This window comes from Modicisalibacter sp., from assembly GCF_055145905.1.
This window is the reverse complement of sequence record NZ_JBSREH010000005.1, coordinates 1-11273: the sequence shown is the minus strand read 5'-3', so window position 1 is coordinate 11273 and position 11273 is coordinate 1. Positions and strand designations below refer to the sequence as shown.

The following is an 11273-nucleotide window of genomic DNA, read 5'->3' as shown; positions in this document are numbered from 1 at the left end:
GACTGCAAGAGGCCCGAGTGCGCATGAGTGACAAGTCAACGGATCCGACCGGCGCCCCGCTGTATCCGATTCGCGAAGTTTCCCGCCTGACAGGGGTCAACTCCGTCACCCTGCGGGCCTGGGAGCGCCGCTACGGCCTGATCCGCCCCCAGCGCACTCCCAAGGGGCACCGTCTCTACGCCCGCGACGACATCCAGCGTGTCGAACGCATCCTGCAATGGCTCAACCGGGGGGTGCCGGTCAGCCAGGTGCGCGACCTGCTCGATCAGCCCGAGACGCCCCCCGAGCCCCTCACCGACGACGGCGGCGACTGGGAGGGCCAGCGCCGGCAGCTGCTGGCCGGCATCGAGGCCCTCGACGGCGCCCGGCTGGAATCGCTGTTCAACCAGGGGCTGGCGCTCTATCCCGTCGCCACCTGCCTGCACGAGCTGTGGCAGCCGCTGATCGGCGAGCTCGAGGAGCGCTGGGGCGACCAGCTGGGCGCCGGCCTCCAGCGCCAGTTCCTGAGTGCCTTTCTGCGCACGCGCATCGGCACCCGGCTCTACCATGCCAATCTCCGTTCCAGCGGTGCCCTGGTGGTGGTCGCCTGCCTGCCCGACGACCCCGGCTCGCTGTGGTCGCTGCTGTTTGCGCTGGCCGCCGCCGACGCCGGTTACCAAGTGCAGCTGTTCGATGCGCCGCTGCCCCAGGGTGACTGGCCGCTGGCGGTGGAGCGCCTGCGCCCGTCCGCCGTGGTCATGCTCAGCGGCCGGGCCGAACGCAACGACGTGGTGCGTCGCCAGCTGCCGCGGCTGGCCGACCAGCTGCCGGTACCGGTGTGCCTGGCCGGACCGGTAACCCGGATCCGCGCCGGCGACATCGAGGACACCGCACTGGAGGCCCTGGGCGATCAGCCCACCCAGGCGCTCGACCGGCTGCGCCCGCTGATCGGCTGAGCCCACGCCCTGCAGGAGTGCCCCATGGCCCGTCAACTTGTCTGGTTCCGCAGCGATCTGCGCACCCTCGACAACACGGCCCTGGCCGCCGCGGCCCGCCGTGGGCCGGTGATCGCCGTGTTCCTTCACTGCCCGGCGCAGTGGCAGGACCACGGGCACGGGGCCAACAAGATCGACTTCCTGCGTCGCGGCGTGGCGGCGCTCGGCGAGGCCCTGGCCGGCTACCATATCCCGCTGCTGCAGCGCGACATCGGCGACTTCTCGGCCGCCGCCGAGCCCCTGCTGGCCATCGCCCGCGAGCATGACGTCGCCGCGCTGCACTTCAATCGCGAATACCCGCTGAACGAAGCCCGGCGCGACGCCGCCGTGCAGGCGGCCTTCCGCGAGGCCGGACTGGCCAGCCACGCCTGGACCGATGCCGTGGCCTTCGAACCCGGCGAGCTGCTGACCGGCCAGGGGCACTACTACAGCGTCTTCACCCCGTTCGCCCGAGCCTGGCACCGCCAGATCGACGCCGAACGGCTGGCCCTGCGCGACGCGCCGACCGTGCAGGCCGCGCTGCCGATCGCCGCCGAGGCGCTGCCGGACGCGCCACGCCTGGCCGACACGCCGGTGGATGCCCGACTGTGGCCCGCCGGCGAGACGGCCGCCGCCGACCGACTGGCGCGCTTTTTGCGCTATCGGGCGCGCCACTACCACGAACAACGCGACCAGCCGGCCATCGCCGGCACCAGCGAGCTCTCGCCCTACCTGGCGCTGGGCATGCTCTCTCACCGCCAGTGCCTGCAGGCGGCGATGGCGGAAAACGGCGGGCACCTCGGCGACGGCGACGCAGGGCTCACCGGCTGGATCAACGAGCTCGTCTGGCGCGAGTTCTACCAGCACATCGTGGTCGGCTTCCCCGAGGTCTGCCGTCACCGCCCCTTCCAGCACCACACCGAGGCCCTCGCCTGGCGCGACGATGACGATGCCTTCCGCGCCTGGTGCGAAGGGCGAACCGGTTACCCGCTGGTCGACGCGGCGATGCGCCAGCTGGTGCGCACCGGCTGGATGCACAATCGTCTGCGCATGGTCACGGCGATGTTTCTGACCAAGCACCTGCTGATCGACTGGCGCCGCGGCGAGGCCTTCTTCCTGCGCCATCTGGTCGACGGCGAGTTTGCCGCCAACAACGGCGGCTGGCAGTGGGCGGCCTCCACCGGCACCGATGCCGCGCCCTACTTCCGTATCTTCAACCCCACCACCCAGTCGCGGCGCTTCGACCCCGACGGGCGTTTCCTCGCCGAATACCTGCCCGAGCTCGCCGACCTGCCCGCCAAGGCACGGCACGCTCCGCCGCGTGACGCCCTGGGGGCGGCCGACTACCCGCCGCCGATCGTCGACCACAAGGCCGCCCGGGAACGCGCCCTGGCGGCCTTCAAGGCCCTGCCCAGGAGCTAGACCGTTTGTTAATTCAAGGCTCACTTTTGCTGTCTGAACATCGGCAGCAAGGTGAAGCGAGGGTCCTTTGCCATGGATGGCAAAGGTAGCGCCCAAGGAGGGGTTCACAGCGCCCTCGCGCAAGCTTGCTGCCGTAAAGCTCATGTACCGACCGTTTCAATCATATCCAGGAGGCGACGATGACCCGAGATCCGTCCCTGGAGGCGTTCTGCGCCTTCTACAATAAGCTGGACAAAACCTGTACAAATCGACTCGCAGAGTTTTACACTGCGGATGTGAGTTTCCGCGACCCCTGGCACCGCATCGAAGGCCGGGAGGCACTGATCCGCTACTTCGACACGCTCTACGAGCGGGTGGGCGAGTGCCGCTTCACGTTCGCGGAACGGCTGCGCGACGGCGATCAAGCCTTCGTCCGCTGGATCCTGACGGTGACGCACCCGGCGCTGGCCGGCGGTGATCCCGTCACGGTGGAGGGCTGCTCGTACCTGCGCTTCGAGGCCGAGCGGGTCCGCGAGCATCACGATTACTTCGATGCCGGCGCGCTGCTCTACGAGCACGTGCCGCTGCTCGGCGGCGCGATTCGGTACCTGAAGCGCCGCCTGGCCTGACCGGCGACGCAAGGAGGGGATCATCATGCAGGGACTGTCCGGCCGGCGGCGCATCTGGCTCGTCGGCGCCAGCTCGGGGATCGGCGAGGCGCTCGCCCGCCGACTGCTCGAACAGGGCCACCGGGTGGCACTGAGCGCGCGCCGCCGCGAACCGCTCGAACGCCTGGCCGGTCAGTACCCGGACGCGCTGGTGCTGCCCTGCGACCTGACCGACCCTGCCTCGGTGCACGAAGCCGCCGACACGCTCGGTGCGCGCTTCGGCGGCCTGGACGTGCTGCTGCATGTCGCCGGTACCTGCGAATACCTGGACGTCCGCCGCTTCGATACGGCGCTGGTGGAGCGGGTCTTCGCGGTCAATTTCCACGGCGCCATCCGGGTGATCGACGCCGCCCTGCCGCTGCTGCGCCGGGCCCGCGCCCCGGATGCCCTGCCCCCGCTGCTGGCTGCGGTGTCGAGCGCCGCCGCCTACCTGCCGCTGCCCCGGGCCGAGGCCTACGGCGCCTCCAAGGCCGCGCTCAGCCACTTCCTCGAGTCGCTGCGCATCGACCTGGCCGACGAGGGCATCGGCGTCAGCCTCGTGCATCCCGGCTTCGTGGCCACGCCACTGACTGAACGCAATGACTTCGCCATGCCGCTGCGCATCGACGCGGACACCGCCGCCCAGGCGATCCTCGACGGCCTGGAGCGCCGCCGTCTGGACATCCACTTCCCGCGCCGCTTCACCGCTCTGGTGAAGCTGGCCGGCCTGCTGCCGCCGGGACTGCGGCTACGCCTGGGCCGGCGTCTGGTACGCCGCCGGCACCACACGGAGACCGTCTCATGAGTCACGCCCAGCACATCGCGGTGGTCGGCAGCGGCATCAGCGGCATGGCCGCGGCCCACTACCTATCGGCCCGCCACCACGTCACGCTGTTCGAGGCCGGTTCACGCCTCGGCGGCCATACCGCCACCGTCGACATCACCCTCGGCGGCCGCGACTATGCCGTGGACACCGGGTTCATCGTCTTCAACGACCGTACCTACCCGCACTTCAACCGGTTGCTGACCCGGCTCGGCGTGCCCGCCCGGCCCACCGAGATGAGCTTCTCGGTGCACGATGCCCGGCGTGACTTCGAGTACAACGGGCATACCCTGGCCACGCTGTTCGCCCAGCGCCGCAACCTGCTGCGCCCGCGCTTCTACCGCATGCTCGCCGACATCCTGCGTTTCAACCGCGAGGCGACGCATGATCTCGACAGCGGCCGCCTGGACGCATCGCTCACCCTCGGCGCCTACCTGGACCGCAACGGCTACGGCGCGGACTTCCGCGAACGCTACCTGCTGCCCATGGGCGCGGCGATCTGGTCGGCCAGCATCGCCGAGCTCGACGCCTTCCCGCTGGCGTTCTTCGTGCGCTTCTTTCACCACCACGGCCTGCTGTCGATCGACGACCGGCCGCAGTGGTACACCATCCCCGGCGGCTCGCGGCGCTACATCCCCGCCCTCACCCGGCCCTACGCCGAGCGCATCGCGCTCGACTGCCCGGTGCGGACGATCCGGCGTGACGCCGAGGGCGTCACCCTGTCCACGACCCGCGGCGAGGCCCGCTTCGATCAGGTGGTGCTGGCCTGCCATGCCGACCAAGCACTGGCACTGCTTGCCGACCCCAGTCCCGCCGAACGCGAGATCCTGGGCGCCCTGCCCTATCAGGACAACGACGTGGTGCTGCACACCGACACCCGGCTGCTGCCACGCCGGCGCCGTACCTGGGCGAGCTGGAACTACCGCCTTGACGGCCGCGGCGACGATGCCCGGGTGTCGGTGACCTACGACATGAACATCCTTCAGGGGATCGATGCGCCTCACACCGTCTGCGTCACCCTCAACGACACCGCCAGCATCGACCCCGAACGCATCCTCGGCCGCTACCGCTACGCGCATCCGTGCTTCACCCTCGACGGCATCGCCGCCCAGGGTCGCCATGCCGAGATCTCCGATACCGCCCGGCGCACCCACTACTGCGGCGCCTACTGGCGCAACGGCTTTCACGAGGACGGGGTATGGAGCGCCTGGCGGGTCGCCGCGGCCCTGGGCACGGCGCCGGAGGCCGCGGCCTCGCCGGCCGGCGCGCCCGTCATGGAGACACCGGCATGAAGGCGCCCCCACGCAGCCGCATCTATCGCGGCGAGCTGCGTCACCGGCGGACGGTGCCGAGGGCACACGCCTTCACCTACCGGCTGTGGATGCTCTGGCTGGAGCTCGACGAGCTGCCCGCGCTGTTCGACGGCGTGCCCGGCTTCAGCGCGCGTCGCCCGGCACCGGCGCGCTTTCGCCGTGAGGACTACCTCGGCCCCCACGACCGGCCGCTGGACGAGGCAGTGCGCGAGCGCCTGCGCCAGGAACTGGGCGAGACGGTGGCGGCCCGTGCCGACGGTCGAATCGCCGTGCTCACCCAGCTGCGCCTGTTCGGCATGGTCTTCAACCCGATCACCCTCTATTACGTCCACGACCGCCACGGCCAGCTGCGCGCCCTGCTCGGCGAGGTCACCAACACGCCCTGGGGCGAGCGCCAGGTCTACGCCTGCGAGGTCGACCCCGCCCGCCACGGCCATGCCGCCCACTTCACCAAGGCGCTGCACGTCTCGCCGTTCAACCCCATGGACATGACCTATCACTGGCGCTTCAACGCGCCGGGCCGGCACCTGTATCTGCACATGGAGGCCCACCGCTCGGGAGTCCGGCACTTCGACGCCACCCTGACGCTCGAGGGGCAGCCGGCAACCCGCGCCGCGCTGCTGCGCAGCCTGGCCCGTCACCCGTTGATGAGCCTCAAGACGGTCGCTGCCATCCACTGGGAAGCCCTGCGTCTGTGGCTCAAGCGCGTCCCCGTCCATGACCACCCCGGCGGCGGCCGCTCCACCCGCAAGCGCCCCGACGCCGCCACCGAGGAGAGCCGACCGTGACCTCACTGCGCCCCCTTCCCCTGCGTCGCCCGGCCGCCCGGCGCGACGACTGGCTGCTGAAGCGCCTCAAGCCCCGCCTGCTGGCCCGCCTGGATGCCCTCGAGGGCGGCCGGCTGCTGCTGATCGACGGCGCCACCCACCATCGGCTCGGCCGCGGGGGCGACCTGAACGTCACCGTGGTGCTGCACCGCCCGCGTGCCTGGCGACGGCTGGCGCTGGGCGGTACCGTGGGCGCCGCCGAGGCCTACATGGACGGCGACTGGGAAGCGGACGACCTGGTCACCCTCACGCGGCTGTTCGCCCGCAACATCGCCCACGTCAACGACCGCTTCGAGAGCGGCAGCGCGTGGCTGGCACGGCTTGCGCTGCGCGCCCTGCACGCCCTGCGGCGCAACACCCGGCGCGGCTCGCGGCGCAACATCCAGGCGCACTACGACCTCGGCAACGAACTCTTCGCGCTGTTCCTCGACCGCGAGCATCGCATGTACTCGAGTGCGCTGTTCCCCACGGCCGACGCCGACCTGGAAACGGCCTCGACCGGCAAGCTCGACCACCTGCTCGACAAGCTGGAGGTACGTGCCGAGCACCACCTGCTGGAGATCGGCACCGGCTGGGGCGGACTGGCGATCCACGCCGCGCGCACGCGCGGCTGTCGGGTGACCACCACCACCCTGTCCGACGAACAGTACGCCGACGTCGCCGCGCGCATCGCCGCCGCCGGACTCGAGGATCGCATCACCCTGCTCAAGCAGGACTATCGTGAACTCCAGGGCCGCTTCGACCGCCTGGTCTCGGTGGAGATGATCGAGGCCGTGGGCCACCAGTACCTGCCTGCCTACCTGGCGACGCTGGACCGGCTGCTCGTCGACGATGGCCTGGCGGCGCTGCAGGCGATCACCATCCGCGACCAGCGCTACACGGCGGCCCGGCGCGAGGCGGACTTCATCAAGCGCTACATCTTTCCCGGCGGTTTCCTGCCCTCGCACACCGCGATTCTCGAGGCCATGACCCGGCACAGCACGCTGAACCTGATCGATCTGGAAGAGATCGGCCCTCACTACGCCCGCACCCTGAACGAGTGGCGGCGACGCTTCGAGGCGCGTCTCGACACCGTACGGCGACTGGGCTACGACGAACGCTTCATCCGCCTGTGGCGCTATTATCTGAGCTACTGCGAGGGAGGCTTTCGCGAACGCACCATCGGCACCTGCCAGCTGCTGCTGGCCAAGCCCGGCGCCCGCCCGGCGCCGCGGACCGGCGCCCCCTGACGGGACCGGGGCGTTGCCGGCAACGGTTCAGGCGGTCTGCAGGGCGCGCAGGTAGCGGGACTCGACCTCCGCCGCGGGCTGGGGTCGAGCGAACAGGAAGCCCTGGGTATAGAGGCAGCCCTCGGCGATCAGGAAGTCGCGCTGGGGCTGGGTCTCCACGCCTTCGGCGATCACCTCGAGCGACAGGCCGCGGGCCATCGCCAGCACCGCCGCGACGATCGCCGCATCGGCGACATCCTCGGGCAGCGCGCGGATGAAGGCGCGGTCGAGCTTGAGCTTGTCGATCGGCAGGCGCTTGAGATAGGCCAGCGACGAATAGCCGGTGCCGAAGTCGTCGATGGCGATGGGGTGGCCCTGGGCACGCAGTGCCTCCAGGCGTGGCGAGACGTCACCGGCACGTTCGTCGAGCAGCACCGATTCGGTCAGCTCCAGCCCCAGCAGGGCGGCGGGCACGTGATGACGCGTCAGCGCCGCCGCCAGCCGCGCCTCCAGATCGCCCTGGATCAGCTGCAGCGCCGAGATGTTGACCCACACCGGCACCCGCGGCATGCCGGCGGCCTGCCAGTTGGCCAGCTGCGCCACGGCGCGATCGATGACCCAGTTGCCCAGCGCGGCCATCAGGCCGTGGCGCTCGGCCAGCGGGATGAAATCCCCCGGCGAGATCATGCCCTGCTGGGGATGGCGCCAGCGCAGCAGCGCCTCCATGCCCACCAGGCCGCCGTCCTCGAGACGATGCTGGGTCTGGTAGTACAGCTCGAGCTGGTCGCCCTGGGCCAGGGCACGCCGCAGCTCGTTGACCAGCTCCAGCTGGCGGTCGCCCTCGACCTCCAGCGACGGCCGGAAGCGCCGGTTGTGGTTGCGGCCGTGGCGCTTGGCGGTATACAGCGCCGATTCCAGGCGCTGGAACAGCACGCCGGACTCGCGGCCGTCGTCCGGCGCCCGGCAGCTGCCGATGGTCAGCCCCAGGCGCAGCGCATTGCCGGCCATGTCGAACGGCTCGCTCATGTGGTCGCGCAGGCTGGTCACCCAGGTTTCGTGATCGTCGAAGGTGGTGGTGCGGATGACCATGAACTCGTCACCGCCCAGCCGACCGACCACACCGCCGGCAACGAACGCCGCCAGACGCTGGCCGAAGCGTGCCAGCAAGCGGTCGCCGTCATCCACGCCGAGGGCGTCGTTGATCGCCTTGAAGGCGTCGATGTCGATCAGCGCCAGGTCCAGCCCCTCGCCGGCCCGCAGGCGATTGAGTCGCGAGGTCAGCAGGTCGTGCAGCCGGCGGCGGTTGGGCAGCCCGGTCAGCGGGTCCTCGAAACCGATGCGACGCAGATCCTGCTCGCGGGCCTTGTGGCGGGAAATGTCGGTGAACAGGCCCACATAGTGACTGACCCGACCCTTGACGTCGTGACAGGCCTGCATGCGCAGCCACTCGGGAAACTGGTCGCCGTGCTTGCGCTGGTTCCAGATCTCGCCCTCCCAGCGCCCGGTGGCCTGCAGGGTCTGCCAGTAGCGCTCATAGAAGGCCTTGTCGTGACGACCCGAGGAGAGCATCGAGGCGTCCATCCCCAGCACTTCCTCGCGGGTATAGCCGGTGATCTGGGTGAACGCGGGGTTGATGCCGAGGATGCGGTTGTGGCGGTCGGCGATGATCACCCCGTCGCCGGAGAGCTTGAGCGCCTCCTCGCTGAGCCGGCGGCGCTGGTGCTCCCGACGGATCTGCCGCCAGCCGTCGACCAGGGCCACGGCGACGATGCCCAGCGCCGCCAGACGCAACCCGAGAAACGGCAGCCAGACCATCGCCGACAGGGCGGCCAGCCCCATCCAGCTGGTCGGGCGATTAAGCGTGAAGGCGGGCCACATGGTGTTTCATCGTGCGGTTTCTCGAGAGGGTAAAAACCCACGCATCATGCCCCGCTCGCGAACCCCGGCGCAAGCCGACCTCCGTCCAAAGATGCGTTGCGCCGGCCGCCGGTGCCCACTAGCCTTGGGGCCCGGCGTGCATTCGCTTCACGCTGCCAGTAGACTAGGCGCGTCGCGCAGAGTGCGGGGCACAACAATTCTGACTCTCGGAACGACTCAGTGAGCAAGCAACACTCCTTTAGTTACGAAGAACTGCTGGCTTGCAGCCGCGGTGAGCTCTTCGGCCCGGGCAACGCCCAGCTGCCGGCCCCCAACATGCTGATGCTCGACCGCATCACCAGCATTCAGGAAACCGGTGGCGAGCACGGCAAGGGCGAGCTGATCGCCGAGCTGGATATCCATCCGGACCTGTGGTTCTTCGATTGCCACTTCCCCGGCGATCCGGTCATGCCCGGCTGCCTGGGCCTGGACGCCATGTGGCAGCTGGTCGGCTTCTATCTGGGCTGGCTGGGCCATCCGGGCCGTGGCCGCGCACTGGGCTGCGGCGAGGTCAAGTTCTCGGGCCAGATCCTGCCGGACGCCGGCAAGGTTACCTATCACATCAACATCAAGCGGGTGATCACGCGGCGGTTGATCCTGGGTATCGCCGATGGAACCGTGTCGGTCGACGGCCGGGACATCTACCAGGCCAACGACCTGCGTGTCGGTCTGTTCACCTCCACTGCGAATTTCTGATCAGGAGGCTTCCATGAAACGAGTGGTAGTCACCGGCCTGGGCATCGTCTCCTGCCTGGGCAATGACCAGCACCAGGTTCTGGACGCGCTCAAGGCGGGGCGCTCCGGCATTCGCTTCAAGGACCAGTACGCCGACATGGGCTTTCGCAGCCATGTGGCCGGCGTGGTCGACATCGACCTCGATGCCCTGGTCGACCGCAAGCAGCGCCGCTTCATGGGCGATGCGGCAGCCTACGCCTACGTGGCGATGGCCCAGGCGATCGAGGATGCCGGACTCACCCCCGAGCAGGTGTCCAACGAGCGCACCGGGCTGATCGCCGGTTCCGGCGGCGCTTCCAGCGCCAATCAGGTCGAGGCGGCGGATATCCTGCGCGAGAAAGGCCTGCGCCGCGTCGGCCCCTACCGCGTCACCCGCACCATGGGCAGCACGGTATCCGCCTGCCTGGCCACGCCGTTCAAGATCAAGGGCGTGAACTACTCGATCTCCTCGGCCTGCGCCACCTCGGCACACTGCATCGGCAACGCCGTCGAGCAGATCCAGCTCGGCAAGCAGGATGTGGTCTTCGCCGGCGGCGGCGAGGAGGAGCACTGGACCCTGTCGTGCCTGTTCGACGCCATGGGCGCGCTGTCCACCGGCTACAACGACAGCCCCGAGAAGGCCTCGCGCCCCTACGACAAGGACCGCGACGGCTTCGTCATCGCCGGCGGCGGCGGCATGGTGGTGCTCGAGGACCTCGAGCACGCCCGGGCCCGCGGCGCGACAATCTACGCCGAGGTGGTCGGCTACGGCGCCACGTCCGACGGCTATGACATGGTCGCGCCCTCCGGCGAGGGCGCGGCGCGCTGCATGCGCCAGGCCATGGCCACCGTCGACGGCGACATCGACTACATCAACACCCACGGCACCTCCACGCCGGTCGGCGACGTCGCCGAGCTCAAGGCGATCCGCGAGGTATTCGGCGACGCCACACCGGCGATGAGCTCCACCAAGTCGCTCACCGGCCACTCGCTGGGGGCCACCGGGGTTCAGGAAGCGATCTACTCGCTGCTGATGATGAAGAACGACTTCGTCGCCGCCTCGGCCAACATCGACTCGCTCGACGACCAGGCCGACGGCTTCGACATCGTCACCCGGCGGCGCGACGGCGTGAACCTGGAGCGCGTGCTCTCCAACAGCTTCGGCTTCGGCGGCACCAACGCCTGCCTGGTGCTGCAGAAGTTCCGCGACTGAGCGGCTCCCGCTCCCGCTGAACCGAGACGCCCGGCCAATTGGCCGGGCGTTTTGCATATCATCATGGGAGCGACTTCAGTCGCGATGAGTCAGCCCCGGGGCCCCGCCGTCGGGGATAAATCCCCTCCCCCCAGAGCCACCTCACCAGGGGAAGCAAAGCCGTGGGAGATTCTATGTTGCCCGTCAAGCCTTGATGGGGCTTGGAGGGCGATATCCCGTCTCATGCTTCATCAGTGAAAAGGCGATGCGTGCCAGCT

Annotated in this window: 10 protein-coding genes; 9 read left to right on the top strand and 1 reads right to left on the bottom strand. The window is 69.5% G+C overall.

The window, feature by feature from the left end; translation table 11 throughout:
• Window positions 1-23 precede the first annotated feature (23 nt).
• From ACTCB7_RS03780 to ACTCB7_RS03750, 7 genes are all read left to right on the top strand, one after another.
• Complete coding sequence (locus ACTCB7_RS03780) at window positions 24-935, top strand: MerR family transcriptional regulator (protein WP_463005603.1); 912 nt, start codon at window positions 24-26, stop codon at window positions 933-935.
• Between the two features lie 24 nt (window positions 936-959).
• Entirely contained in the window at window positions 960-2375 is a 1416-nt protein-coding gene (phrB, locus tag ACTCB7_RS03775; RefSeq protein ID WP_463005602.1) for a deoxyribodipyrimidine photo-lyase, read from the top strand.
• Window positions 2376-2554: 179 nt separating this feature from the next.
• The gene (locus tag ACTCB7_RS03770; RefSeq protein ID WP_463005601.1) at window positions 2555-2983 is read left to right on the top strand and encodes a nuclear transport factor 2 family protein; all 429 of its coding nucleotides are present in this window, start codon (window positions 2555-2557) and stop codon (window positions 2981-2983) included.
• A 25-nt stretch (window positions 2984-3008) separates the two neighbouring features.
• Window positions 3009-3806 carry an SDR family NAD(P)-dependent oxidoreductase gene (locus ACTCB7_RS03765; RefSeq protein ID WP_463005600.1) on the top strand — a complete coding sequence of 266 codons (798 nt, stop codon included), beginning with the start codon at window positions 3009-3011 and terminating at the stop codon, window positions 3804-3806.
• Window positions 3803-5116, top strand: coding sequence for an NAD(P)/FAD-dependent oxidoreductase (locus ACTCB7_RS03760; protein ID WP_463005599.1), 1314 nt, complete (start codon window positions 3803-3805; stop codon window positions 5114-5116). Before ACTCB7_RS03765 ends, ACTCB7_RS03760 begins: the two co-directional genes overlap by 4 nt.
• Entirely contained in the window at window positions 5113-5925 is an 813-nt protein-coding gene (locus ACTCB7_RS03755) for a DUF1365 domain-containing protein (protein ID WP_463005598.1), read from the top strand. The genes ACTCB7_RS03760 and ACTCB7_RS03755 overlap by 4 nt, the downstream gene beginning before the upstream one ends.
• On the top strand, window positions 5922-7193 hold the full coding sequence (locus ACTCB7_RS03750) for a class I SAM-dependent methyltransferase (RefSeq protein ID WP_463005597.1): 1272 nt from the start codon (window positions 5922-5924) through the stop codon (window positions 7191-7193). Before ACTCB7_RS03755 ends, ACTCB7_RS03750 begins: the two co-directional genes overlap by 4 nt.
• Before the next feature lie 27 nt (window positions 7194-7220).
• On the opposite strand, the gene ACTCB7_RS03745 is transcribed toward ACTCB7_RS03750, so the two are convergent.
• Window positions 7221-9050 (bottom strand): putative bifunctional diguanylate cyclase/phosphodiesterase, encoded by a 1830-nt coding sequence (locus ACTCB7_RS03745; RefSeq protein ID WP_463005596.1) that lies wholly within the window; start codon window positions 9048-9050, stop codon window positions 7221-7223.
• A 219-nt stretch (window positions 9051-9269) separates the two neighbouring features.
• Between ACTCB7_RS03745 and fabA the strand changes: the two genes are divergently transcribed.
• Together fabA and fabB are read left to right on the top strand one after the other, a co-directional pair.
• A complete protein-coding gene (fabA, locus tag ACTCB7_RS03740) occupies window positions 9270-9785 on the top strand; it encodes a 3-hydroxyacyl-[acyl-carrier-protein] dehydratase FabA (protein ID WP_463005595.1) in 516 nt (171 codons plus the stop codon).
• A gap of 13 nt (window positions 9786-9798) precedes the next feature.
• On the top strand, window positions 9799-11016 hold the full coding sequence (gene fabB / locus ACTCB7_RS03735; RefSeq protein WP_463005594.1) for a beta-ketoacyl-ACP synthase I: 1218 nt from the start codon (window positions 9799-9801) through the stop codon (window positions 11014-11016).
• The last annotated feature ends 257 nt before the right edge of the window (window positions 11017-11273 follow it).

Bases quoted from the DNA above. Each gene is read 5' to 3' on its own strand.
- ACTCB7_RS03780 (WP_463005603.1), top strand. From the start codon at position 24: ATGAGTGACAAGTCAACGGATCCGACCGGCGCCCCGCTGTATCCGATT.
- phrB (WP_463005602.1), top strand. From the start codon at position 960: ATGGCCCGTCAACTTGTCTGGTTCCGCAGCGATCTGCGCACCCTCGAC.
- ACTCB7_RS03770 (WP_463005601.1), top strand. From the start codon at position 2,555: ATGACCCGAGATCCGTCCCTGGAGGCGTTCTGCGCCTTCTACAATAAG.
- ACTCB7_RS03765 (WP_463005600.1), top strand. From the start codon at position 3,009: ATGCAGGGACTGTCCGGCCGGCGGCGCATCTGGCTCGTCGGCGCCAGC.
- ACTCB7_RS03760 (WP_463005599.1), top strand. From the start codon at position 3,803: ATGAGTCACGCCCAGCACATCGCGGTGGTCGGCAGCGGCATCAGCGGC.
- ACTCB7_RS03755 (WP_463005598.1), top strand. From the start codon at position 5,113: ATGAAGGCGCCCCCACGCAGCCGCATCTATCGCGGCGAGCTGCGTCAC.
- ACTCB7_RS03745 (WP_463005596.1), bottom strand. From the start codon at position 9,050: ATGTGGCCCGCCTTCACGCTTAATCGCCCGACCAGCTGGATGGGGCTG.
- fabB (WP_463005594.1), top strand. From the start codon at position 9,799: ATGAAACGAGTGGTAGTCACCGGCCTGGGCATCGTCTCCTGCCTGGGC.